20 protein-coding genes are annotated in these 23,967 nt (G+C 55.8%); 8 read left to right on the top strand and 12 right to left on the bottom strand.

The window, feature by feature from the left end:
- Positions 1-73: 73 nt before the first annotated feature.
- On the top strand, positions 74-3,601 hold the full coding sequence (gene nifJ, locus MWH02_RS01380) for a pyruvate:ferredoxin (flavodoxin) oxidoreductase (protein ID WP_271459724.1): 3,528 nt from the start codon (positions 74-76) through the stop codon (positions 3,599-3,601).
- Between the two features lie 56 nt (positions 3,602-3,657).
- Here nifJ and MWH02_RS01375 read toward each other — a convergent pair whose 3' ends face one another.
- Positions 3,658-3,858, bottom strand: coding sequence for a DUF2767 family protein (locus tag MWH02_RS01375; protein ID WP_008106442.1), 201 nt, complete (start codon positions 3,856-3,858; stop codon positions 3,658-3,660).
- A gap of 282 nt (positions 3,859-4,140) precedes the next feature.
- Between MWH02_RS01375 and ttcA the strand changes: the two genes are divergently transcribed.
- Entirely contained in the window at positions 4,141-5,076 is a 936-nt protein-coding gene (gene ttcA, locus MWH02_RS01370; protein WP_101764303.1) for a tRNA 2-thiocytidine(32) synthetase TtcA, read from the top strand.
- 50 nt (positions 5,077-5,126) lie between these two features.
- On the opposite strand, the gene MWH02_RS01365 is transcribed toward ttcA, so the two are convergent.
- From MWH02_RS01365 to MWH02_RS01355, 3 genes are all read right to left on the bottom strand, one after another.
- Positions 5,127-5,273, bottom strand: coding sequence for a hypothetical protein (locus MWH02_RS01365; RefSeq protein ID WP_167391210.1), 147 nt, complete (start codon positions 5,271-5,273; stop codon positions 5,127-5,129).
- A 255-nt stretch (positions 5,274-5,528) separates the two neighbouring features.
- The gene (gene zntB, locus MWH02_RS01360) at positions 5,529-6,512 is read right to left on the bottom strand and encodes a zinc transporter ZntB (RefSeq protein WP_137385861.1); all 984 of its coding nucleotides are present in this window, start codon (positions 6,510-6,512) and stop codon (positions 5,529-5,531) included.
- 121 nt (positions 6,513-6,633) lie between these two features.
- Positions 6,634-8,253, bottom strand: a complete 1,620-nt coding sequence (locus tag MWH02_RS01355) for a peptide ABC transporter substrate-binding protein (RefSeq protein WP_271459723.1) — start codon at positions 8,251-8,253, stop codon at positions 6,634-6,636.
- Between the two features lie 209 nt (positions 8,254-8,462).
- Between MWH02_RS01355 and mpaA the strand changes: the two genes are divergently transcribed.
- Complete coding sequence (gene mpaA / locus MWH02_RS01350) at positions 8,463-9,176, top strand: murein tripeptide amidase MpaA (RefSeq protein ID WP_101764300.1); 714 nt, start codon at positions 8,463-8,465, stop codon at positions 9,174-9,176.
- On the opposite strand, the gene ycjG is transcribed toward mpaA, so the two are convergent.
- Positions 9,145-10,131 (bottom strand): L-Ala-D/L-Glu epimerase, encoded by a 987-nt coding sequence (gene ycjG, locus MWH02_RS01345; RefSeq protein WP_271459722.1) that lies wholly within the window; start codon positions 10,129-10,131, stop codon positions 9,145-9,147. The two genes, mpaA and ycjG, sit on opposite strands and share 32 nt — an antisense overlap.
- A 154-nt stretch (positions 10,132-10,285) precedes the next feature.
- Here ycjG and tpx point away from each other — a divergent pair, with 154 nt between their 5' ends.
- The 3 genes from tpx to MWH02_RS01330 all read left to right on the top strand — a co-directional run bounded on the left by tpx (position 10,286) and on the right by MWH02_RS01330 (position 14,488).
- Complete coding sequence (gene tpx, locus MWH02_RS01340) at positions 10,286-10,789, top strand: thiol peroxidase (protein WP_101764298.1); 504 nt, start codon at positions 10,286-10,288, stop codon at positions 10,787-10,789.
- Between the two features lie 286 nt (positions 10,790-11,075).
- A complete protein-coding gene (locus MWH02_RS01335) occupies positions 11,076-12,455 on the top strand; it encodes a glycoside-pentoside-hexuronide (GPH):cation symporter (RefSeq protein ID WP_271459721.1) in 1,380 nt (459 codons plus the stop codon).
- Positions 12,452-14,488 (top strand): glycoside hydrolase family 31 protein, encoded by a 2,037-nt coding sequence (locus MWH02_RS01330; RefSeq protein WP_271459720.1) that lies wholly within the window; start codon positions 12,452-12,454, stop codon positions 14,486-14,488. The genes MWH02_RS01335 and MWH02_RS01330 overlap by 4 nt, the downstream gene beginning before the upstream one ends.
- Positions 14,489-14,894: 406 nt before the next feature.
- Here MWH02_RS01330 and tyrR read toward each other — a convergent pair whose 3' ends face one another.
- The 7 genes from tyrR to pspA all read right to left on the bottom strand — a co-directional run bounded on the left by tyrR (position 14,895) and on the right by pspA (position 20,715).
- Positions 14,895-16,460: a transcriptional regulator TyrR gene (tyrR, locus tag MWH02_RS01325; RefSeq protein ID WP_101764295.1), complete on the bottom strand. Its 1,566-nt coding sequence runs from the start codon at positions 16,458-16,460 to the stop codon at positions 14,895-14,897.
- 213 nt (positions 16,461-16,673) lie between these two features.
- On the bottom strand, positions 16,674-17,747 hold the full coding sequence (locus MWH02_RS01320; protein ID WP_110866230.1) for a YcjF family protein: 1,074 nt from the start codon (positions 17,745-17,747) through the stop codon (positions 16,674-16,676).
- Positions 17,744-19,141 (bottom strand): YcjX family GTP-binding protein, encoded by a 1,398-nt coding sequence (locus MWH02_RS01315; RefSeq protein ID WP_271459719.1) that lies wholly within the window; start codon positions 19,139-19,141, stop codon positions 17,744-17,746. The genes MWH02_RS01320 and MWH02_RS01315 overlap by 4 nt, the downstream gene beginning before the upstream one ends.
- Positions 19,122-19,370 (bottom strand): phage shock protein PspD, encoded by a 249-nt coding sequence (gene pspD, locus MWH02_RS01310; protein ID WP_007888070.1) that lies wholly within the window; start codon positions 19,368-19,370, stop codon positions 19,122-19,124. Before pspD ends, MWH02_RS01315 begins: the two co-directional genes overlap by 20 nt.
- Positions 19,371-19,417: 47 nt before the next feature.
- Positions 19,418-19,765 (bottom strand): envelope stress response membrane protein PspC, encoded by a 348-nt coding sequence (pspC, locus tag MWH02_RS01305; protein ID WP_271459718.1) that lies wholly within the window; start codon positions 19,763-19,765, stop codon positions 19,418-19,420.
- A complete protein-coding gene (gene pspB / locus MWH02_RS01300) occupies positions 19,762-19,989 on the bottom strand; it encodes an envelope stress response membrane protein PspB (protein ID WP_007888081.1) in 228 nt (75 codons plus the stop codon). The genes pspC and pspB overlap by 4 nt, the downstream gene beginning before the upstream one ends.
- 60 nt (positions 19,990-20,049) lie before the next feature.
- The gene (pspA, locus tag MWH02_RS01295; protein ID WP_008106471.1) at positions 20,050-20,715 is read right to left on the bottom strand and encodes a phage shock protein PspA; all 666 of its coding nucleotides are present in this window, start codon (positions 20,713-20,715) and stop codon (positions 20,050-20,052) included.
- A 164-nt stretch (positions 20,716-20,879) separates the two neighbouring features.
- Here pspA and pspF point away from each other — a divergent pair, with 164 nt between their 5' ends.
- Both pspF and sapA read left to right on the top strand, forming a co-directional pair.
- On the top strand, positions 20,880-21,878 hold the full coding sequence (gene pspF, locus MWH02_RS01290; protein ID WP_137385865.1) for a phage shock protein operon transcriptional activator: 999 nt from the start codon (positions 20,880-20,882) through the stop codon (positions 21,876-21,878).
- A 464-nt stretch (positions 21,879-22,342) separates the two neighbouring features.
- Positions 22,343-23,965 (top strand): ABC transporter substrate-binding protein SapA, encoded by a 1,623-nt coding sequence (gene sapA, locus MWH02_RS01285; protein ID WP_110866234.1) that lies wholly within the window; start codon positions 22,343-22,345, stop codon positions 23,963-23,965.
- Positions 23,966-23,967: the final 2 nt, after the last annotated feature.

Here is a 23,967-nt window from a genome sequence, read left to right as displayed (position 1 = left end):
CAAGCCCTTTGCTAAACTGAACTGATAACCCCCGTAAAGTTTGCGGGTTTCTCAGCGTAGCAAAGGACGATTTATGATTACCGTCGACGGTAACGGTGCAGTGGCTTCAGTCGCCTTCCGCACCAGCGAAGTGATTGCCATTTATCCCATCACGCCCAGCTCAACCATGGCCGAGCTGGCGGATAGCTGGTCCGGCGAAGGCCGCCGTAATATCTGGGGCGATGTGCCGCGCGTGGTCGAGATGCAATCTGAAGGCGGCGCGATTGCCACGGTGCACGGCGCGCTGCAAACTGGCGCACTCTCAACCACGTTTACCTCTTCGCAGGGATTGCTGTTGATGATCCCGACGCTCTACAAACTGGCGGGCCAGCTGACGCCGTTTGTGCTGCACGTCGCGGCGCGGACCGTGGCGACGCACGCGCTGTCGATATTTGGCGATCACTCCGATGTCATGGCAGTACGACAAACCGGCTGCGCGCAGCTCTGCGCCTCCAGCGTGCAGGAAGCGCAGGATTTTGCCCTGATTGCACAAATCGCCTCACTGAATAGCCGCATCCCGTTTATCCACTTCTTCGATGGCTTCCGCACCTCGCACGAGATCAACAAGATCGTGCCGATCAGCGATGAAACCTTGCAGGCGCTGATGCCCGCCGAGGCAATTAACGCCCATCGCGCTCGTGCATTAACGCCGGATCGCCCAACGATTCGTGGCACATCCGCCAATCCTGATACCTATTTTCAGTCACGCGAAGCCACCAACCGCTGGTATGACGATTGCACCCAGCACGTTGAGGCTGCAATGACCGCGTTTGGCGAAAATACCGGCCGCCATTATCAGCCGTTTGAGTTTTACGGCCATCCGCAGGCCGAGCGCGTAATGGTGATGATGGGCTCCGGCTGCGGTACGGCTGAAGAGGCGATTGATGAGATGCTGCAGTGCGGCGAGAAAGTCGGGCTGGTTAAAGTGCGCCTCTATCGTCCGTTTTCGGCGGTGCACTTGCTGCAAAAGATCCCCGCTTCCGCCCAGCGGATTGCGGTGCTCGATCGCACCAAAGAGCCCGGCGCGCTCGGCGAACCGCTATTCCTGGATGTGATGACCGCGCTGGCTGAAGCTTACAGCCGTGGCGAGCGTGGGTCGCTGCCGAAGGTAATCGGCGGTCGCTATGGTTTGTCGTCGAAAGAGTTCGCACCCGATGCGGTGCTGGCAGTGTTTCGTGCCTTGCTGCGCGAAACACCGCCAGCGCGTTTTACCGTCGGCATTTACGACGACGTCACCCATCTTTCGCTGCCACTGGAAGCCAATATCGTGCCGAATCGCGCACGGCTTGAAGCGCTGTTTTATGGTTTGGGCAGCGACGGCAGCGTCAGCGCCAGTAAAAACAACCTGAAGATAATCGGTAACGCCACGCCGTGGCAGGTGCAGGGCTATTTCGTCTACGACTCGAAGAAAGCCGGCGGCCTGACGGTTTCCCATCTGCGCGTCAGTGAATATCCGATTCAATCCGCCTATTTGATTCAGCAAGCCGACTTCATTGGCTGCCATCAGCTGCAGTTTATCGATAAGTATTCGATGCTCGATCAGCTTAAACCGGGCGGGATTTTTCTACTCAATACGCCCTACAGCGCTGAGGAAGTGTGGCCGCGCCTGCCGCAGGAAGTGCAGAGCCAGCTCAACGACAAACAGGCGCGATTTTATGTGATCAACGCTGCACGTATCGCGCGCGAATGCCAGTTGGGCGCACGCATCAACACCGTGATGCAGATGGCCTTTTTCCAGCTGACCCAGATTTTGCCAGGCGATAGCGCATTAACTGAACTGCAAAACGCCATTGCGCGCAGCTACAGCAGCAAAGGCGAAGAGCTGGTGCAGCGCAACTGGCAAGCGCTAGCGATGGCACAACAAGCGCTACAGAGGGTGCCGCTGCAACCGGTAGACGATCGCAGTCCGCATCGCCCGTCGGTGGTAGCCGATAGCGCGCCGGATTTCGTCAAAACCGTCACCGCAGCGATGCTGGCCGGCCTTGGCGATAAACTGCCGGTTTCGGCGCTGCCGCCTGATGGAACCTGGCCGGTTGGCACCACGCAATGGGAAAAGCGCAATATCGCCGAAGCCGTGCCGATCTGGCAGCCCGATCTCTGTACGCAGTGCAACCATTGCGTCGCCGCCTGCCCGCACTCGGCCATTCGCGCCAAAGTGGTTGATCCTGGAGCGCTGGAAGATGCGCCAGCTTCGCTCGCTTCACTGGATGTTAAATCGCGCGATATGCGCGGACAGAAATACGTGCTGCAGGTGGCGCCGGAAGATTGCACCGGCTGCAATCTGTGTGTGGAAGTGTGCCCGGCCAGCGATCGCCAGCATCCGGAAATCAAAGCCATCAACATGAAATCACGCCTGGAGCATGTTGAGACGGAAAAGGTCAATTACGCAGCCTTCCTTGCGCTGCCGGAGATCACCGCCGAGCAGCTAGAACGTATTGATATCCGCACCTCGCAGCTGATTACGCCGCTGTTTGAATATTCCGGTGCCTGCTCGGGCTGCGGGGAAACGCCCTATATCAAACTACTGACGCAGCTGTATGGCGATCGCCTGCTGATTGCCAATGCCACCGGCTGCTCCTCCATTTATGGCGGTAATCTGCCTTCCACGCCTTACACCACCAATGCTGAAGGTCGCGGTCCGGCGTGGGCGAATTCGCTGTTTGAAGATAATGCCGAATTTGGTCTGGGCTTCCGCTTGAGCGTCGACCAGCAGAAACAGCGCGCGCTCAGACTACTTGATCAATGCGCTGCGCAGCTACCGGCGGCATTGGTTGACGCATTAAAAGGTGACAGCGTCACCATTTCCCAACGACGGGAGCAGATTATACAGCTGCGCGCCCTGCTCGCGGCTTCACCGCAGCCTGAAGCCAAAGCCCTAAACGACACAGCGGATGCGCTAGTGGCGAAATCGGTCTGGCTGATTGGTGGCGATGGTTGGGCGTACGACATTGGCTACGGCGGCCTCGATCACGTGATGAGCCTGAGCGAAAACGTCAACGTGCTGGTGCTGGATACGCAGTGTTACTCCAATACCGGTGGCCAGGCATCAAAAGCGACGCCGCTCGGCGCGGTGACCAAGTTTGGCGAACAGGGGAAACGCAAGGCGCGCAAGGATCTCGGCATGTCGACGCTGCTGTATGGGCATGTGTATGTGGCGCAGATTTCGCTGGGCGCGCAGCTCAATCAAACCGTGAAAGCGATTCAGGAAGCGGAAGCCTGGCCGGGACCCTCGCTGATCATCGCTTACAGCCCGTGTGAAGAGCATGGCTACGATCTGGCTTATAGCCACGAACAGATGCGCCTGCTGACCACCAGCGGTTTCTGGCCGCTTTATCGTTTTGATCCTCGACGCGCCGAGCAAGGTAAAGCCGCGCTGGCGCTGGATTCGCGTCCGCCGACCTCGGAACTCGAACAAGCATTAATGAACGAGCAGCGTTTCCGCCAATTGCAAACTCAGCGGCCAGAAGAAGCGTCGCAGCTGTGGCGTGATGCAACGGAAGCCGCCAGTCAGCGTTATCAGCGGCTGGCCGAGTTAGCCGGGAAAACCGAGAAAAGCGAGTAGATGAAAAAGCCCGGCGCGATGGCCGGGCGTTTCTTTGCTGGGTTAATGTTGATGGATTAACAAGGCTTGAGCTGAACGATGGCCATCTCTACCGCCCGATTCGGTGAGCCGGTGAGTTCACGATAGCGCAACTGTAGATTGCGCAACTCGCTGGCTAGCACCTCTTTTTCGGTTGCTGCGCCTCGCTGTGCCAGCTCCAGATAACATTGCCCCACCAGCCGACACGCCTCTTCAAAAACCATATCGTACGTTTGCATTTGCCGCTCCTCACCTAAAGAAAGTAAAAAAAGCACTTCGGCCATCCTGTCAGGCCCAGATGAGGTAAATATTTGCCCAGATCAATAAATAGCCAGATTGTTCTGACAAAGTGTGCGCCTTTGTCTCAAGCGCATTGAGTTATCATCAGAAAAGAGATCACTTCAGGCTAGCATTCGCGCCCGCAATCCGTACCATACGCAGTCATGTTTACAGGGTTTATTGCCGTTGAAGATTGCTTCAGCCGCTAACGGCCCTCGCCTTCACTCTCAAGCGTGAAAATAATGTCAGAAAATCAAGAAGTAACAAAAAAAGAGCAGTACAACCTCAACAAACTGCAGAAGCGTTTGCGTCGCAACGTTGGCGAAGCCATTGCTGACTTCAACATGATTGAAGAAGGCGATCGCATCATGGTTTGTCTGTCTGGTGGTAAAGACAGCTACACCATGCTGGAGATCCTGCGTAATTTGCAGCAGAGCGCGCCGGTGAATTTCTCGCTGGTAGCAGTGAATCTCGACCAGAAACAGCCCGGTTTCCCGGAGCATATTCTGCCAGCCTATCTGGAACAACAGGGCGTTGAGTATCACATCGTTAACGAAGACACTTATTCCATCGTTAAAGATAAGATTCCTGAAGGCAAAACTACCTGCTCGCTCTGTTCGCGTTTGCGCCGCGGTATTCTGTATCGCACCGCCACCGAGTTGGGTTGTAGCAAAATCGCCTTAGGTCATCATCGCGACGATATTCTGCAGACCATGTTCCTCAACATGTTCTACGGCGGCAAGATGAAAGGCATGCCACCAAAACTGATGAGCGATGACGGTAAACATATTGTGATTCGTCCGCTGGCATACTGCCGCGAGAAAGACATCATTCGTTTTGCGGAAGCGCGCCAGTTCCCGATCATTCCGTGCAACTTGTGCGGTTCGCAGCCGAATCTGCAACGTCAGGTGGTTGCCGACATGCTGCGTGACTGGGATAAACGTTATCCGGGCCGTATCGAAACCATGTTTACCGCGATGCAGAATGTGGTGCCATCACACATGGCCGACATTAATCTGTTCGATTTTAAAGGCATCAAACACGGTGATGCCGTGGTGGATGGCGGTGATTTGGCGTTTGATCGCGAAAGCTTGCCGGTGCAGCCCGCGGGCTGGCAGCCAGAAGAGGATGATGCGCCGAATCTCAGCGTACGTCTTGATGTGCTGGAAATTAAGTAATAGGTTTTGCTGGAAAAAAGGCGCGTCGCTTCGGCTACGCGCCTTTTTTATTAACGGTGCGGCGGTGGATCCTGAATCGGTGGGAATTCGGGATCGTGCGGTGGCTGTGCGGGTGGTATCGGCTGCGGTTGTGGAATCGGTTCGGGAATCGGTGGTGGATCGGTAGGAATCGGTTCGCTGGCAATGATCTCTTGCATGCCCTTCTCCTTGTCGCTGAATGTCCTTTAAGCATAGGAAAGGTTGGCCGAGCAAGCCAGGCGGGCAAAAAAAAGCCGGCGGATAAGCCGGCGTCGTACGAATCAAATGTGCTATGCAGTAATTCAAAAAAGGAAGTAAGACAATATGGAGCGCAACGCCCATCGCTTGACGTTGCATTCACCTGCGGGAAAGAGTTTGCCCCGATTGCGCTGGCGGGATATTGATATCGATCAGGTTTAATCCGCTTTTCTGCCTTACAACCATTTCCGCCGTTTCAGCCATATTGCCACGCCGCCAACCATTACCAATAGCAGCACGCAGAACGCGGTAAAGCCCAGCGCCCAATTGCCGCCCGGAATACCGCCGAGGTTGACGCCGAATAAGCCGGTAAGGAACGTGGCCGGTAAAAAAATCATCGCCATCAACGACATGGTATAAGTGCGGCGGTTCATCGATTCCGCAAGGATTGACGCCACTTCATCCGCCAGAATCGAAGTACGCGCCACGCCCGCATTAAGATCGTCCAATCCGCGACCTAAGCGATCGGCAACTTCTTGCATCCGGCGACGATCGTCGTCGTTCATCCACGCCATCTTCTCGATAGCCAGCCGCGCATACACATCGCGCTGTGGTGCCATATAACGACGCATCACAATCAGCTGCTTACGCAGCAGCGCCAAATCGCCGCGCGCTGGTACTTCCTGATTCATCAGCGCATCTTCCAGCTCGATAATTTTATCGTGCATCTCTTCGATAAATTCGCTGGCGTGATCGGTTAACGCATCGCACACATCCACCAGCCAGCTGCCGCCGTCAACCGGACCGTTACCTTGTTGTAGATCTGTCAGCACGGCATCAATGGCGTACACTTTGCGACGGCGCGTCGAGACAATCAGCTTGTCGTTGATAAATACGCGCATCGCCACCAGCTGATCGGGACGTGAATCGGCGTTATGGTTCACGCTGCGCAGCACAATCATGAAGCCGTCACCGAGCCGCGTCACGCGCGGACGCATGCTGTCACCCGCCAGCGCATCACGCACCGAATCGGGGATCAGCGGCGTGTTTTGCAGCCATTCCGCACTTTGCCGTTGGGTGTAATTGAGGTGCAACCAGCAGGGACGTTCGCAGTTGATGACGTCTTTATCTTCGATGGGAATCATGCCGCCTGCGCCATCCAACTGACAGGACACAATGGCATCGGATACTTGTAACGCTTTTCCTTCAATGACGTTCACGAACTCGCCTCACTATCAAAATCAATACGATACAGTCTAGCGTGGCGCAGACCAGTTGCAATCATCAGGCTGTGAGCAAAGATGACAGGCGGTGACAATCACCGCCTGCGGATGTGCGGGGTTAATGCTTCTCAATCCAAAGCTCGCGGCTGTACGCCACGTCTTCAGGATTGGTGATCGGATAACCTTTCACCCACGGCTTGATTAAGCGGCCGTTGGTGTATTGGTAGATCGGCGCGATCGGCGCCTGATCGGCGATGATCTGCTCGGCTTTGTTGTAATCGGTGTTACGCGCCGCCACGCTGGTTTCAGTGCTGGCTTTATTAATCACCGCATCGTAATCGGCACTGCGGAAGCGCGCGATATTGCCGGTGTGGGTCGAGGTCAGCAGACTGAGGAAGGTTGAAGGCTCATTATAATCGCCTATCCATGAAGCGCGGATCACATCGAAATTGCCGCTGTTACGGCTGTCGATATAGGTTTTCCACTCCTGATTTTGCAAGGTGGCATCCACGCCAAGATTCTTCTTCCACATTGAAGCCACCGCGATAGCAATTTTCTGATGGCTTTCCGAGGTGTTGTAGAGCAGCGTCAAATGCAACGGTTTGCCCGGTCCATAACCTGCCGCTGTCAGCAATGCTTTGGCCTGCGCGTTCAGCTCCTGCTGGCTATGTTGCTGCAGATAGCTCTTCATCGGGGTGAAACCGGCGGTAACGTCCGGCGTGAAGTGCCAGGCCGGTTTCTCGCCGGTGCCCAATACTTTCTCCGCAATGATGCGACGATCGATGCTCCACGACAGCGCCTTGCGCACGCGTACATCAGCGGTTGGCCCTTTCTCGGTATTGAACGCGTAGTAATAGGTGCCAAGCTGATCCGGCGTATACACCTGACCAGGCAACTCTTTTTTCAGCAGCGCGTACATGTTTTTCGGGAAGGATTCGGTGATATCGATATCGTTGGCACGATAGCGTTTGGTAGCACTGGATTCTTCATTAATCGGAATAAACGTGACTTTCGTCAGCACCGATTTTTGGTCATCCCAATAGTTAGCGTTGCGCACCAATACAATTTTTTCGTTCACCACGCGATCCTGCAGCTGATAAGCGCCATTGCCCACCAGCTTGCCCGGTGACGTCCAGCTATCGCCGTCTTTTTCAATTACTTGCTTCGATACCGGATACATCGCGGCGTTGGCGACCATGCTCGGGAACCACGGCACAGGACGTGACAATGTCACCTTAAGGTGAGTCGCATCGGTTGCCGTCACGCCCAGCTTATCGGCGCTCATCTGTCCTTTGGTGATTGCTTCGGCGTTTTCAATGCCGCTCAAGGCGGCGAACCAGGCAAACGGCGAACTGTTCTTCGGCTCAACTAAACGTTGCCAGCTGTAGACAAAATCCTGCGCGGTAACCGGCTCACCATTTGACCAGCGCGCATCTTTGCGCAGGGTAAACATCCAGGTTTTGTTGTCGTTGCTGCTCCAGCTTAGCGCCACGCCCGGCACGATTTTTCCGTGGGCGTCCTGATTGGTCAGCCCTTCAAACAGATCGCGCATCACCTGAATTTCTGGCAAGCCAACCGCCTTCATCGGATCGAGTGAAGCGGGTTCATCTTTAATATGGCGAACAATTTCCTGGGTGCTGGCCAGCTGTGCGCCCGACGGCACGTTGGCGGCGAATGCGGGTGAGACAGCACTGGCTACAATTAAGGCAGTCAGCGTTTTGCGGAACGTTAGTTTCATCACCACTCCTTTACGCGAAAAAAATGGCGACCGCGAAGAGATTGTGTCGCCAGCAACTTTTGGCACTTTATCGCAAATTGCTGATTGATATATAGCTATTTCCCCGCAGGCTATTTACCGTTATGTTGAGGCTGGATTCCCGGTCACATTTTTACCTTGAGCGCCAGAAGGCTTTTGGCGGTGTTGGAAGCATTTCATAGAGGAACGTCATGTCGTCATACCATCCACGTCCGCTGCGCGGCAAGCTGGACGCTGTCTGGCAACAATACGGGCAATCGGTGCTGGGTGCACCGCTGCTGTGGTTTCCGGCACCCGCCGCCGATGCCGAAAGCGGGCTGATTATTGCAGGCACGCACGGCGACGAGAATGCCGCGATTGCCACCTTATCGGGCGCGATGCGCACCTTGCCGGACGCGCTGCGGCGTCATCACGTTGTTCTGGCGGTCAATCCCGATGGTTGTCAGTTGGGGCTGCGCGCCAACGCCAACGGCGTCGATCTTAACCGTAATTTCCCCGCCGCTAACTGGCAGCATGGCGACACGGTGTATCGCTGGAACAGCGAAGCGGATGAGCGTGATGTGGTGCTTTCAACCGGATCAGCGCCCTCTTCCGAACCAGAAACCCGCGCGCTGTGCCAGCTGATTCATCAGATCAAACCGCGTTGGGTGGTTTCGTGGCATGAACCGCTGGCCTGCATTGACGATCCGCACCACAGCGAATTAGCGCAGTGGCTGGCGCAGCAGACCGCGCTGCCGGTGGTGAGCAGCGTGGGTTATGCTACGCCGGGTTCGTTTGGCAGCTGGTGCGACGACCTCGGCCTGTTATGCATTACCGCCGAGATGCCGCCGATTTCGGTGGACGAAGCCACCGAAGTCTATCTGGAAGCGATGATCAATCTGCTGCGCTGGCAGCCAGCGGCTTGAGTACGCCGTGAGAAAAATGCAGCGACGGTTCAACATCGGCCGCAAGCCAGGTTGGACCGTCGAGATCCGCGAAGGTCGCGCGCGCCGTAAGCGGTAATGCCGCACGAATCGCCCGCGACGTGCAGAGCATGCAGCCGAGCATAATCGCGAATCCCTGCTGCTGCGCCGCCTCTGCCAGCGCCAGCGCTTCCGTTAATCCGCCGGTTTTATCCAGCTTGATATTCACCATCTCATAGCGCCCTTTCAGCTGCGGCAGGCTTTCACGCGTATGGCAGCTTTCATCGGCGCAGATTGGCAGCGGATGGATAAAGTTGCCCAGCGCGCTGTCTTCTGCGGCCGGTAGCGGCTGTTCCAGCATCGCGACATTGAGGTCGGCCAGCAGCTGACAGCGTGCCGCCAGGCCTTCGGCATGCCAGGATTCGTTGGCATCGACAATCAAAGTCGCGTCAGGTACCGCGCTGCGTATCGCCACCAAACGTTCGCTGATCAGGTGATCGTCCATTTTAATCTTCAATAAACGCGCGCCATGTTGCCACAGCGCCTGCGCGCTGCTGGCCATCGCATCTGGCGTATCGATGCTGATGGTATGTGCGGTGACAATCTCTTCAGCCAGTGGCACCGCGCACAATTGCACCAGACTTTCGCCCTGCTGCTGTCGTGCCAGATCCCACATTGCGCAGTCAATCGCGTTGCGTGCCGCGCCCGCCGGTAACGCCTGTTGCAGCGCTTCTCGCGTCATGCCGCTTTGCAACGCGCTTAGCTGCGAGGCGATCTGCTTGAGCACCGACTCCTCACTTTCACCGTAGCGCGCGTAAGGCGTCGCTTCGCCAACACCTTTAACGCCATCCTGCTCGATTTCCACTACCACAACATGCGCCTTGGTGCGGCTGCCGCGCGAAATAACAAACGGCGAATGTAACGGCCAGGCTTCCGGATAACTCTTCACTGTTCTCATTATTTCTCCTTAAATCCGTCGCTTAAATGCGAGCCGGCTCGATTATCGCCAGGAAATGCGCTCGTAAACCCTTAAAAATTATGTCATAAACAAGCGCTATACCTGTTCTGACGTTCCAAAAGTCAGATATTTCATCGTTAAAAAAGGAAATCGCATGTCTCAGACTGTTCACTTTCAGGGCAATCCGGTGCCGGTTGCAGGCCAGTTCCCACAAGTTGGCGAGCAAGCTAAACCTTTCAACCTGGTCGCAAAAGATCTTACTGACGTATCCCTGGCTAATTATGCAGGCAAACGCAAAGTTCTGAACATTTTCCCAAGCATTGATACTGGCGTGTGTGCGGCATCGGTGCGTAAGTTTAACGAGCGTTCAGGTGAAGCGAACAACACGGTTGTGCTGTGCATCTCTTCCGACCTGCCTTTCGCTCAGTCACGCTTCTGTGGCGCAGAGAACGTCAGCAACGTGATCACGCTCTCTTCCCTGCGTGGCGCTGAGTTTAAAGAAAACTATGGCGTGGCGATTGCTGATGGCCCGCTGAAAGGCCTGACCGCACGTGCGGTTGTGGTGCTGGATGAAAACGATAAAGTGATTTACAGCGAGCTGGTGAATGAAATCACCGAAGAGCCAAACTACGATGCCGCGCTGGCTGCGCTGAAGTAAATCTCTCGCCTGCCAGGCGAAACAAAAAGCACCGAATGATTAACGCGTCGGTGCTTTTTTTTATGCTCACCTTCAGGATGGCTCAATTTTCAACCTGTTGATTTATCGCGATACGTAGCACTTCTTCCCGCCAAGTTGCATTTTTACTGTGATTCTTGTTACCCGTATCACATTAATTAAAAAACATAAAACCCGTAACAAATCCCGCAATTGTTCCCATCAGCATCGCTACCTATAACTAACCGTCAATTGCACTTAAGCGATTCAAAGACAGGCGGGAATCTTTATGCAAGCAAGCTTATCCATTAAAGAAAAGTTCAGTTACGGCCTCGGTGATATGGCCAGCCATATCGCCATCGATAACGTCATTATTTTTCTCACCTTTTACTACACCGATGTGGTGGGTTTGCCCGCAATCTTTGTTGGCACGCTGTTTTTACTGGCGCGCGTCGCCGATGCGGTGATCGACCCGGCGATGGGAATGGTGGCTGACCGAACCCGTTCACGCTGGGGCAAATTCCGTCCCTGGCTATTGATGCTCGCGGTACCGTTCGGCGTCAGCTGTATGTTGATTTATGCGGTGCCGGAAAGCCTGTCGCTGACTGGCAAGATGATTTACGCCGCCGTGACCTACAGCCTGATGATGCTGATGTACACCGCCATCAATATTCCTTACTGCTCGATGGGGGCGATTATCACCGCCGATGATAATCAGCGCATCTCCCTGCAATCATGGCGCTTCTTCCTCGCCACGCTGGGCGGCGCGATGTCCACTTTCCTGATGATCCCGCTCGCCACCTGGCTGGGCGGCGGTAACAAACTGGACGGTTACTTCGCAGCAATGTCGATAATGGCGACGCTGGCAACCCTGCTGTTTTTTATCTGTTTTCTCAATACACGCGAACGCATCAATGCTCCCGCTAACCACGGCAACTTTCTTGCCGATCTGCGCGATTTGCTGCGTAACGATCAGTGGCGCGTGGTCGCGTTGCTGGTGTTCTGCAATATCTCATTCGGCGTGGTGCGGCTCGGCGCGATGATGTACTACGTCACCTATTTTCTGGGTGATGCCAGCCTCTTCATGTGGCTGCTGGCCGCGCATATTGTCGGCAAAAGCGTCGGTAGCGTGCTGGCGAAACTGCTGACGCGCCGCCTGAACAAAATCACCGCCTTTACGCTCAGCGCCATTACTGCTGGCGTGCTAAGCATCAGCATCGTGTTCCTGCCCGGCTCGCTGGCGCTGTTGGTTGGCATGACATTCATCGTCTCCAGCTTCTATCAGGTCACTACCACGCTGATGTGGGTGATGATGGCCGATGTGGTGGATTACGGTGAATATCGTCAGGGAAAACGCCTCGATGGCACCGTCTTCTCGACTCTGCTCGCCGTACTAAAAATGGGCATGGCCATCAGCGGTGCGATTGTCGGCTGGACGCTTGGCCTGAGCGGTTACGTCGCTCAGGCACCGCATCAGCAACCCGCCGCCATGATGGCCATCGTGGCGCTGTTTTCGGTGGTTCCCGGCCTGCTGTCGCTGTTAAGCGCGCTGGCGATGCGCGGCTACAAACTTAACGATGCCACCATGCGCACCATCAATCAGCACAAAGTGTCAGCCCAACCGGCTGCCACTGCTTCCCCCCTTTTACAACCACAGGAGTTGTCATGAGTGAATTACGCGCCGAATCCCAGCGTATTATCTGGACATTTGACCGTCAGACGCTGGTTATCGAACCCTGGGGCGCGCATAGCCTGCGAGTACGAGCCACCTGTCAGCCCGAACTGATCGACCATGACTGGGCGTTGTTATCGCCTGCGGCTTGTGAGGTGGAGATCCAGCGCGAGCATGAATCTCTCAGCCTGCGTAACGGCAATATCACCGCCACACTGAATATTCGCGGCCAGCTGGCTTTCTATAATCAGCACGGCGAATTGCTGCTCGAGGAGTTCTGGCGTCAGCGCAGCACCGTGGGCATCGGTGCCAGCGAAATGAGCCAGGACAAATACATCAGCGCCCTGAAGCTGGATGCGCGCGCCTTTCGACCGATTCCGGGAGGGAAATATCAGCTGAGCGTGCGCTTTGAAGCGCGTGCCGAAGAGAAAATCTATGGCATGGGCCAGTATCAGCAGGATTGTCTCGATCTGAAAGGCTGCACGCTTGAGCTGGCGCAGCGCAACTCGCAGGCCAGCGTGCCGTTTATGGTATCCAATCTGGGCTACGGCTTGCTGTGGCATAATCCGGCCATCGGCGAAGTGACCTTTGGTAAAAACGGCACGCGCTGGCAAGCCGAAGTAACCGATCAGATGGATTACTGGATCACCGCAGGCGACACACCCGCTGAGATCGTGCGTCAGTATAGCCGCGCCACTGGCACAGCACCGATGATGCCCAGCTTCGCGACCGGTTTCTGGCAATGCAAACTGCGCTATCGCACTCAGCAGGAAGTGCTGGAGGTCGCGCGCGAATATCGCCGCCTGCAGCTACCGCTCTCGGTGATCGTCATCGACTTTTTCCACTGGCCAAATCAGGGAACCTGGTGTTTCGATGCGCGCGACTGGCCGGATCCGCGTGCCATGGTGCAGGAGCTGAAAGAGATGGGCATCGAAACCATGGTGTCGGTGTGGCCCACGGTGGATAGCCGCAGTGATAACTATCGTCTGATGAAATCCAAAGGCTTGCTGGTTAACAGCGAGCGCGGCGTATCGGTGAACCTTGATTTTATGGGCAATACCACCTTTTTTGACGCCACGCATCCCGCCGCACGCGAGTTCGTCTGGCAGGAAGTTAAGCGCAACTATTATGACCACGGCATCCGCACTTTTTGGCTCGACGAAGCAGAGCCGGAATACCGCGCCTACGATTTTGATAATTACCGCTATCATCTCGGCCCGGTACAGGAAGTGGGCAATATCTATCCGCAGCTGTTTGCCCGCGGATTTTATGAAGGTCTGCAACAACAGGGCGAGAGCGAGATCGTCAATCTGGTGCGCTGCGCCTGGGCGGGCAGCCAGCGTTACGGCGTGCTTGCCTGGTCGGGCGACGTTCACTCCTCGTTCCATGCCTTACGTAATCAGTTCACTGCCGGGCTGAATATGGCGATGGCAGGTATTCCATGGTGGACCACCGACATCGGCGGTTTTCAGGGCGGGAATATTCATGATCCGGCGTTTCATGAACTGTTGATCCGTTGGTTCCAATGGGCGGTATTCTGTCCGGTGATGCGTTTGCATGGTTACCGCGAGCCACAAATTGCACCTGAAGAAGCCTGGCGCGACGGCATTGCGCAGTGCAACAGCGGCTCACCCAATGAGGTATGGAGTTACGGTGAGGAGAATTACGCGCTGATGAAAAGTTGCCTGCTGCAACGTGAGCAGATTCGCCCCTATATTGATGGCCTGATGCGCGAAGCCCATGAGCTTGGTGATCCGGTGATGCGCCCGCTGTTCTATCACTACCCGCAGCAGCCAGAGAGCTGGCAAGTGGAAGATCAGTATCTGCTGGGCCGCGACCTTCTGGTCGCGCCGGTACTGCACGCCGGGCAGTTTGAACGTGAAGTGTGGTTACCTGCTGGTGAACAATGGATTACCCGCAATGGTGAGTGCTATCAAGGCGGCCAACGCATCAGCGTCGCCGCGCCACTGAGTGAAATTCCGGTGTTTACGAGAGCAGGAAGTCAGGTAGACATCCGCGTGCCAGAGTAGATGCAGATTTACGAAAGGTCGCCATGAATGGCGTAATGCTTGTCAGTTAAGCCCACGATGAATCTTCAGTGCGTGCTGCTGAAAAGGGCTCATTTGCCAGAGGCGCTGGCGCGTCTGCTGCGGCAAAAGGGCCATTCGCAGCGCTGAGGCTTTTACGTTGGGCCAGGAGCCTCGCGCATGGATGCGCGAGGCAGTTCGGGGCCGGCCAGGACGGCCGATCCGCGAACGGTCCGTTGGCACAACGTAGAAGCCGAAGGCACCGCGCTAGCGGCGCGAGGACGGCCCGTGACGCAGCAGATGTGTCAGAGCCCGCACCGAATTTAAAGCAAAATGCTTTCTTAACTGACAGGCTACGCCATAAATGGCGACCGCAGGCAGAATGGCGTTGCGGGATGCACGCGCTCTATTACTCGCTCTCGTTGCGCTTCTGCCCTAACCCATATTCACGCAGCTTATTGGCAATCGCGGTATGCGACACGCCGAGGCGTTTCGCCAGTTTGCGCGTGCTGGGATAAGAGAGATAGAGACGCGTCAGCACCGAACGTTCGAAACGGCTGGTGATATCGTCCAGCGAACCTTCCATCGCCTCTTCGCCCAATGACACATCCAGCGCCTGCTCTGGCAACACAATATCTTGTGGTCCCAGCTCGTAACCTTCCAGCTGCGTCAGCGCGCGGTACAGCGCATTCTTTAACTGGCGTACGTTACCGGGCCAGTTATAACGCGTCAGGAATGGCGTTAGCTGCGATGAGAGGCGCGGACGCGGCAAGCCTTGTTCATCGGCGAAACGCGCGACAAACATTTCGGTGAGCGGCAGAATATCCAGCGGACGTTCACGCAGCGGCGGCAGATTGAGCGTCAGCACATTCAAGCGATAAAACAGATCTTCGCGGAACTCACCACGCTGCACCAGCTCAATCAGATTCTTCTGCGTGGCGCAAATCACGCGCACATCAACGTGCACTTCATGCTCTTCGCCCACGCGGCGGAACGTGCCGTCGTTAAGGAAACGCAGCAGTTTGGTCTGCATGCGTGGCGACATTTCGCCAATCTCATCCAGCAATACCGAACCGCCGTTAGCCTGCTCGAAGAAGCCTTTCTTGCCTTCCAGCGCATTGGGATAAGCACCGGCAGCGTGACCAAATAGCTCACTCTCCGCCACATCATCCGGCAATGAGGCGCAGTTCAGCGCCAGGAACGGTTTTTTGCCACGCGCGCTACGCAAATGACAGGCGCGTGCCAGCATATCTTTGCCGGTGCCGGTATCACCGACGATCAACAGCGGCGCATCGTGCATCGCCAGTTTGCGCGCCTGATCAATCACCTGACGCATTTTTGGCGTAACCGCCACGATATGATCGAACTCCGATTCATCGGTAACGGTAAGATTCTGCAGCTGTCGGCCCATACGCGCCGTCGATTTCAGGGTGATCATCGCGCCGACCGGCAGATCGCTCTGGCCCTCTTCTTCTGCCAGATAAATCGGTCGCGCTTCCATCAGGAAATCGCGCCCCTGAATCACCACATGCTGCGCCTGTGCGTCAACGCGATCATTCTCCAGCCAGCGCTGAAAATTGAAGCCGGTGATTAAAGTGCCAACGTTTTGATTGCGCAGCTTCTGCTCATCAAGGGTGAACAGATTCTGTGCTGCCGGATTGGCCAGCTCGACTTTGCATTTCAGATCGATGGATAACACCGGTTCTGGCATCGCCACCAGCAGCGCGCTCAATGCGCGATGCTCGCGTTCAGAGGGCATAAACGAAACGGTACGCACATCTGTCACGCCAGGTGTACGGCGGATTTCCGCCATCAGATTGCTGAAGGGTTCAAACTCCAGTGCGGTAAAATTGAGATAAATGCGACCGAGTGGCGCAATTTCGATGCCACGCAGGTCGATATTGCGGGCAACCAGCAGGTCGAGCAACTCGCGCGCCAGACCGATTCGGTCCTGGCAGAAAACTTCCAAACGCATTGCGATGAGCCTTAGTCAGGTTTTGATTTTAGTGATAATACGCTAACTTGCAGCGCCTCAGAAGAGGCCTGTCAGGAAAAGTTGACAGCCAGAGGCAGGTGATAAAGGGAAGTGTAACGGAGCGACCAACAAAAATCCCGCCGAATATGAGTGGTAACACAGATAATTTTACCTTTCACGCCAGTTGCAGCGTGAAAGGTACGCAAGTGCTGATTATTTAGCAGCCTGCCCTGCTTTATCCCCACTTTTTACCAGGGATTCTTTCAGCTGACCGATTAACTCGCGACGGAAATCGCCCAGACGCGGCTTATCATCTTCCAGCCACGGTAATGGGCGACACAGCTCCATGGCTTTAATGCCGAGACGTGCGGTGAGCAAACCAGCACCGATCCCTTGCGCAGCGCGGGTTGACAGGCGCGCGGCAAGATCCTGTGACATCCAATCCATCCCGACTTCGCGCACCAGTTCGGAAGCCCCGGCAAACGCCATATTGAGCAGCACTAAGCGGAACAGGCGGATGCGGCTAAAGTAACCCAGCTCAATGCCATAGATCGCCGCGATGCGATTGACCAGCCGCAGATTGCGCCAGGCGATAAACGCCATGTCTACCAAAGCCAGCGGGCTAACGGCGATCATTAACGTCGATTCGGCGGCGTGACGGCTTATTTCCCGGCGCGCCTGCCGATCCAGCACTGGCTGCACCAGTTGGGCATATAAGGTGACGATTTCACGATCGTTGTGGGTTTCATGCAGCGCCGCATGCCAGCGCTGCAGTGCAGGATGCGCCTGATCAAGCTGCGCCTGTTGCGCCAGCTTTTCACAGAACGCACGACCTTTGCCGACGCCGTGACTGTGCAGCAATTCGCGGCCAATATCGCGCTCTTCGGCCCGCTGACGTAGACGATACAAACGCCGCCATTCGCCAATCAGCGCACCCGCCCCCGCAGCGACAATCAATGTACCCGCCACGCCGGTGCCGAGGGTAAACCAGTCGCGCACCAGCCACGCATCGTGGAGCGTTTGCGCGCCCTGCGCCACCACGCTGACGCCGAAAATTGCCAGGCCAACGCCCACCATTTTACGCCACAGGCTGCGCTTCGGCCGCAGCGCGGCTTCCACCACTTTTTCGCCTTCGCCCTCTTCCAACGGCTCGGCTTCCGCCGTGGCGAGAAAGGCTTTCTCGCTGTCCGCGCTAAAGGTTTGTGCGGCGCGCAGCGGTTTTTCCGCTTCCACCGTCAGCGGACGGGCAAAATCAATGCGTCCTTTCAAAGGTGTTTCGTCGCTCATCGCAATTTATCTCCCAGTAAAAATTCCAGCGCGGCATCCATGCGAATGTGCGGCAGCGGGCGATCGACATCCAGCTGCTGCGGCCGGAACTGTTCAAACTGAAATCCCTGCTGCTGCCAGAAATTGTGGCCCGGCAAGCATGGCGGCACTTCGCCGGGATAAAACGTCAGCGCTTCATTATCGGCTAAACGATGACCGCGCAACGCCGGTAATTTCTCGCCACGATGATCAACCAGCCCACTTTCTGTGGCCTGCACCGAGGCTAAACCGAGGCAATCCATATTGATGCCTTCGAACGCCGCATTCTGCCACGCGTCCTGCACCAGTTGCTGCAGCAGCGACACCATATTGGCGTGCTGATCCGAAGTCACATGATCGGCTTTGGTGGCGGCAAACAGCAGCTTATCGATCACCGGAGAGAACAGACGGCGGAACAGCGTGCGCTGACCGTAGTGGAAACTTTGCATCAGTTGCGTCAAGGCGAGGCGCATATCGTTGAACGCTTGCGGCCCGCTGTTAAGCGGTTGCAGGCAATCGACCAGCACGATTTGGCGATCGAAGCGCAGGAAATGATTTTTATAGAATCCTTTCACCACGTGCTGGCAGTAATAGTTGAAACGCTGCTGCAGCATGGCGAAGTTGCTGCCTGCTGGCGCTTGCGCCAGCTTGCTAACCTGCATCTCGTCGACCTGCGGCCACGGGAAGAACTGCAGCGCGGGCGCGCCGGCCATATCGCCCGGCAATACAAAGCGGCCCGGCTGGATAAAGTGCAAGCCTTCGCTTTTGCATTGGTGCAGATAGTCGGTCCAGGCAGCGGAAATCGCTGCCAGACGATTTTCATCGGCGGGCGCAAAAGGATCGAGATCGGCGCACAAGCTGCGCCAGTGCGCTGACCAGCCCGCGCGATCGCCCTGCAGCAAGCCCACCATCTGACGTGACCAGCTGAGATAATCCTGCGCCAGCATCGGCAGATCCAGCAGCCATTCGCCGGGATAATCGACAATTTCAAGGTAGAGCGTGGCGGTATCTTTGAAATGGCGCAGCAGCGATTCATCCGGACGATAGCGCAGCGCCAGACGCATTTCGCTCACGCCGCGAGTCGGCGTCGGCCACATCGGCGGCGTGCCGTACAGCTGCGCCAGACCTTCGTCGTAGGTGAAACGCGGCGTGCCGAGTTCACGCTGCGGCACGCGCTTGGCGCCCAGCAGGCGATCTTCGCGCACCACGGAAAACAGCGGCAAACGTGCGCCGCTGTGGACATTGAGAAGCTGGTTAACCAGCGAAGTGATAAACGCGGTTTTACCGCTACGGCTTAAACCGGTTACAGCCAGGCGCAGATGGCGGTCAACACCGCGGTTCATCAACGCCACAAATTCATTTTGCAGTCTTTTCATCGTTCTCCCTGATGAATCGTGCCGATAAGCGTTTAAACGCTTTGCTCAGCAACGGTTCCAGGGCGGCCGCCAGCAACAGGCGCAGCGGACGGCGCGCCACCGATTTCACCGCCCAGCCAGCGATACCGCCGGGCCCGTAAGTTACTGCACTAATGATGATAAATTTCCCCGCCGACATCAACGCAGGTGTCGCGCGACGGCGCAGAGCAGTAAAACGTTGAGTTTGCATAGAGCCTCTTATCACAATAGAAGAAGTGGGCCCGAAAGCCCGGGAATTTAGATCTGGCGGAAGCGGCTGCGCACGCTAAACGTCTCTGAAGTGACGTAGCGTTCTACTTCACGCACTTTTCGCTCATCGCTTTGCAGCGTTGTTTCCAGCTCGTCGAGCAGTTCACGTGCGCTGGGTGCCCGTTCAGATGCAGCATCAACGGGTTTCTCGTCCAGCACAAAGCCCAAAATAAAATAGGCGACGATGGTGAACATAAACAGCCCAAGGAACAGCGACAGCACCACAATCACACGCAGCAAGCGCACCGGAATGTCGAGGTACTCGGCGATACCCGCGCAAACACCGCGTACTTTGCCCTGCTGCGGAATGCGCCACAGTTTACGGCCATTCATCATGGTTGCCTCCAGTTTGGATGTTCGGCATCCAAAATGGCTTCCAGTGCTTCAACACGCTCACGCATGCGGCGCGCATCCTGGGTAATTTGTTGCAAACGCTGCAGGTCACTCGACGATAGATCGGCGCCGCCGTTGCGTTTGTTGCTGTAATGCAGCCATAACCAAATTGGTGCGACAAACAGCACGAAAATCGTTAAAGGTATGGCTAAAAAAAGTGCGCTCATTGACTCTCCTTAATCACTAACACCATTTTTAACTCGGGCCCGCAATCAGGCCCGTGGCGATCACTCAGGGCGGTTCATTTTAGCTTTCAGCGCGGCCAGCTGCTGGCTGATTTCATCATCGGCTTTCAGCTCGGCGAACTCCTGATCCAAACCTTTTGGTTTACCAAAACGCTGGCTTTCTGCTTCTGCTTCCATGTGATCGATGCGACGTTCAAAGGATTCGAAACGTGCCATCGCATCATCAATCTTGCCGCTGTCGAGTTGACGACGCACATCACGTGATGACGATGCTGCCTGATGGCGCAGCGTTAACGCCTGCTGACGCGCACGGGTTTCAGTGAGTTTTTTCTCCAGCTCACCGATCTCGCCTTTCATGCGGTCCAGCGTCTCTTCAACCTGAGTCGATTCCTGCTGCAGCGCAGCAATCAAATCGGTCAGCTTCTGCTTCTCAATTAAAGCAGCACGCGCCAGATCTTCTTTACCTTTATTAATCGCCAGCTCCGCTTTTTCCTGCCATTCGGCCTGCTGAATTTCAGCCTGCTCGCTGCGGCGCAGCAGCTGTTTCTTTTCGGCCAGCGCACGGGCTGAGGTTGAACGGACTTCTACCAGCGTGTCTTCCATTTCCTGAATCATCAGGCGTACCAGTTTCTGCGGATCTTCGGCGCGCTCCAGCAGAGAGTTGATGTTAGCGTTCACGATGTCGGCGAAACGAGAAAAAATACCCATAATGATGTTCCTCAAATTTTGTGTGTAGGTGCGCGAGGCGCTCTTCACTAATACAATTCGCGTGCCAACTTTTAATTTATTGATTTTACGCTATTTGTTTATTTTACATCCGCCAGAACATCGCTTAAGGTAGTGAAATTGATTAATCAGTGGCGAATTTCATCATGGCGAACAGTTCAGACAACCTGTTAGGCGAATCGAATAACTTTCTGGAGGTACTGGAACAGGTTTCGCGCTTAGCGCCGCTGGAAAAACCGGTGCTGGTGATTGGCGAGCGCGGCACCGGCAAAGAGCTGATTGCCAGCCGCCTGCATTATTTGTCAAACCGCTGGGAAGGTCCGTTTGTTTCGCTGAACTGCGCCGCGCTAAATGAAAACCTGCTCGACTCCGAACTCTTCGGTCATGAAGCTGGCGCGTTTACCGGGGCGCAAAAACGTCATCTGGGACGCTTCGAACGCGCTGATGGCGGCACGCTGTTTCTGGATGAACTCGCCACCGCGCCGATGCTGGTGCAGGAGAAATTGCTGCGCGTGATTGAATACGGACAGCTGGAACGCGTTGGCGGTAATCAATCTTTGCAGGTGAATGTGCGTTTGGTGTGCGCCACCAATGAAGATCTGCCGGCGCTTGCCGCCGCCGGTAAATTCCGCGCCGACCTGCTCGATCGCCTCGCCTTTGATGTGGTGCAACTGCCGCCGCTGCGTGAACGCCGCAGCGACATACTGGTGATGGCCAACCATTTCGCCATTCAGATGTGCCGTGAGCTGGGCTTGCCGCTGTTCCCTGGCTTCAGCGATCGCGCTCAGCTGACGTTGCTGAATCACAGCTGGCCCGGCAACGTGCGTGAACTGAAGAACGTGGTCGAGCGTTCGGTTTATCGCCATCACAGCGCCGACGATGAGCTGGATAACATTATCATTAACCCGTTCGCCCCCCGCACGCCGCCCGCCGACGTCATTGCCCAGGCGGACGTATCTGCCTTGCCTTCCCTGCCGCTGGATTTGCGTCAGTGGCAAAATCAACAGGAACGCGAGTTGGTTGAAGCGAGTTTACAGCAAGCCAAATACAACCAGCGCCGCGCCGCCGAGTTATTGCGTGTGACATATCACCAATTACGCGCCATGATGAAAAAGCACGGTATTCAGGCACGCGACGAGGATTAACTAGGTCGCCATAAATGGCGTGTATTAATTTGATTTTATTTTTTTTAAGCAAATCGCACGGAGTTTTTTTCTAACTGTTTCGAGTGGATGCAAGGCGGCAAGCGAGGACATCCCTGGGAGCATACATAAGTATGTGACCAGGGTGGACGAGCGCAGCCAACGCAGCAGCCGCTCGAAACAGGACGAAAAAAGGCCCGCGGGTTAACGCGGGCAACTAATACTGGAAGCAATGTGAGCAATGTCGTGCTCTTCTTCGGTAGAGCCACCGTCGAAGCGCAGAAGAATAATAATCATTCTTATTATCATCTGTAAACCCCTAATTGAGAATTTTTCTCATCTCCACACAGAGATTGTGATTACCCCATCGCCAGTTTGGCGAAAAACACAGCAGAAGCGTCGCGAATTTGGGGAGTACGTGGCGTTTAAGATACACTCACGCTATTGCCTCAGAATCGTTGAGTTCTATGCCAAAATTATTCCCCTCTCTGCTGCTGGGTCTCAGCATGATGAGCGCGTCAGCGTGGGCCGCGCCAACGGACAACATCCGCAACAGCGGTTTTGTCTATTGCGTTAACGGCACGGTTAATACCTTCAATCCACAAATGGTTAGCAGCGGCTTAGTCGTTGATACGCTGGCGGCGCAGCTGTATGACCGGCTGCTGGACGTGGATCCTTATACTTATCGGCTGATTCCCGACCTCGCCCAGAGCTGGGAAGTGCGTGATAACGGCGCAACCTACCGTTTTCACCTGCGTAAAGATGTCGCCTTCCAGCACACCAACTGGTTTAAACCGACGCGGAAAATGAACGCCGATGATGTGGTGTTCAGCTTTGCACGCATGTTTGATCGCAAGCATCCGTGGCACAACGTCAACGGCGGCAGCTATCCCTATTTTGATAGCCTGCAGTTTGCCGATTCAGTGCAGAGTGTGAAAAAGCTGGATAGCGATACCGTTGAAATCCGCCTGAACAGCCCGGACGCCTCATTCTTGTGGCATATCGCGACGCATTACGCGCCGATTTTGTCGCAGGAGTACGCCAATAAACTCAGCGCTAAAGGCCAGCAGGAACAGCTGGACCGCGAACCGGTCGGCACCGGCCCGTTCCAGTTGAGCGAATACCGTACCGGGCAATATCTCCGCCTGGCGCGTAATCCGCAGTACTGGAAAGGCGTGCCGCGTCTGCAGCAGGTGGTGATCGATTTGGGCGTCGGCGGCACCGGAAGGTTATCCAAACTGCTGACCGGCGAATGCGATGTGCTGGCCTATCCCGCCGCCAGCCAGCTGAGCATTTTGCGTGACGATCCGCGCCTGCGCATGACGCTGCGTCCCGGCATGAACATCGCCTATCTGGCGTTCAACACGCGCAAACCGCCACTGGATCGCCCGGAAGTGCGTCACGCGCTGGCGCTGGCGATCAATAACGAACGCCTGATGGAGTCGATCTATTACGGCACCGCCGAAACTGCCGCCTCCATTTTGCCGCGTGCATCCTGGGCGTATGACAACGATGCGCGCGTCACCGAATACAATCCGGCTAAAGCGCGTGAAGAGTTGAAAGCGCTGGGGCTGGAAGATTTGCATTTACGTTTAGTGGTGCCCTCTTCCTCGCAGTCGTGGAATCCCAGCCCGCTAAAAACCGCTGAATTGTTGCAAGCGGATTTGGCTCAGGTTGGCGTGCGCGTCACTATCGCGCCGGTGGAAGGCCGCTTCCAGGAAGCGCAGTTGATGGAGATGAACCATGACCTCACGCTCACCGGCTGGGCAACCGACAGTAACGATCCCGACAGTTTCTTCCGTCCGCTGTTAAGCTGCGCGGCGATCCGTTCGCAAACCAACTACGCACACTGGTGCTCGCCCGCCTTTGATGAAGCGTTGCAGCACGCGCTGCTGTCCCAGCAGCTATCGGCGCGCATTGACAGCTATGACAAGGCGCAGCAGATTTTGGCGCAGGAGTTGCCGGTGCTGCCGCTGGCGTCATCGCTGCGTTTGCAAGCCTATCGGCATGATATCAAAGGCCTGGTGTTGAGCCCGTTTGGTAACGCTTCGTTCGCTGGCGTTTACCGCGATGAGAGCAGCGAGGAGTAAGC

This window comes from Pantoea leporis (assembly GCF_028048155.1).
Lineage (GTDB): Bacteria > Pseudomonadota > Gammaproteobacteria > Enterobacterales > Enterobacteriaceae > Pantoea > Pantoea leporis.
This window is presented reverse-complemented; position numbering and strand designations above follow the sequence as displayed.

What these genes read in the sequence shown, in the direction of transcription:
- MWH02_RS01335 (WP_271459721.1), top strand. Translation starts at nt 11,076, where the DNA reads ATGCAAGCAAGCTTATCCATTAAAGAAAAGTTCAGTTACGGCCTCGGT.
- ttcA (WP_101764303.1), top strand. Translation starts at nt 4,141, where the DNA reads ATGTCAGAAAATCAAGAAGTAACAAAAAAAGAGCAGTACAACCTCAAC.
- MWH02_RS01320 (WP_110866230.1), bottom strand. Translation starts at nt 17,747, where the DNA reads ATGAGCGACGAAACACCTTTGAAAGGACGCATTGATTTTGCCCGTCCG.
- tyrR (WP_101764295.1), bottom strand. Translation starts at nt 16,460, where the DNA reads ATGCGTTTGGAAGTTTTCTGCCAGGACCGAATCGGTCTGGCGCGCGAG.
- MWH02_RS01330 (WP_271459720.1), top strand. Translation starts at nt 12,452, where the DNA reads ATGAGTGAATTACGCGCCGAATCCCAGCGTATTATCTGGACATTTGAC.
- nifJ (WP_271459724.1), top strand. Translation starts at nt 74, where the DNA reads ATGATTACCGTCGACGGTAACGGTGCAGTGGCTTCAGTCGCCTTCCGC.
- pspF (WP_137385865.1), top strand. Translation starts at nt 20,880, where the DNA reads ATGGCGAACAGTTCAGACAACCTGTTAGGCGAATCGAATAACTTTCTG.
- pspA (WP_008106471.1), bottom strand. Translation starts at nt 20,715, where the DNA reads ATGGGTATTTTTTCTCGTTTCGCCGACATCGTGAACGCTAACATCAAC.
- MWH02_RS01355 (WP_271459723.1), bottom strand. Translation starts at nt 8,253, where the DNA reads ATGAAACTAACGTTCCGCAAAACGCTGACTGCCTTAATTGTAGCCAGT.
- mpaA (WP_101764300.1), top strand. Translation starts at nt 8,463, where the DNA reads ATGTCGTCATACCATCCACGTCCGCTGCGCGGCAAGCTGGACGCTGTC.
- MWH02_RS01365 (WP_167391210.1), bottom strand. Translation starts at nt 5,273, where the DNA reads ATGCAAGAGATCATTGCCAGCGAACCGATTCCTACCGATCCACCACCG.
- pspB (WP_007888081.1), bottom strand. Translation starts at nt 19,989, where the DNA reads ATGAGCGCACTTTTTTTAGCCATACCTTTAACGATTTTCGTGCTGTTT.
- pspD (WP_007888070.1), bottom strand. Translation starts at nt 19,370, where the DNA reads ATGCAAACTCAACGTTTTACTGCTCTGCGCCGTCGCGCGACACCTGCG.
- MWH02_RS01375 (WP_008106442.1), bottom strand. Translation starts at nt 3,858, where the DNA reads ATGCAAACGTACGATATGGTTTTTGAAGAGGCGTGTCGGCTGGTGGGG.
- tpx (WP_101764298.1), top strand. Translation starts at nt 10,286, where the DNA reads ATGTCTCAGACTGTTCACTTTCAGGGCAATCCGGTGCCGGTTGCAGGC.
- MWH02_RS01315 (WP_271459719.1), bottom strand. Translation starts at nt 19,141, where the DNA reads ATGAAAAGACTGCAAAATGAATTTGTGGCGTTGATGAACCGCGGTGTT.
- sapA (WP_110866234.1), top strand. Translation starts at nt 22,343, where the DNA reads ATGCCAAAATTATTCCCCTCTCTGCTGCTGGGTCTCAGCATGATGAGC.
- pspC (WP_271459718.1), bottom strand. Translation starts at nt 19,765, where the DNA reads ATGATGAATGGCCGTAAACTGTGGCGCATTCCGCAGCAGGGCAAAGTA.
- ycjG (WP_271459722.1), bottom strand. Translation starts at nt 10,131, where the DNA reads ATGAGAACAGTGAAGAGTTATCCGGAAGCCTGGCCGTTACATTCGCCG.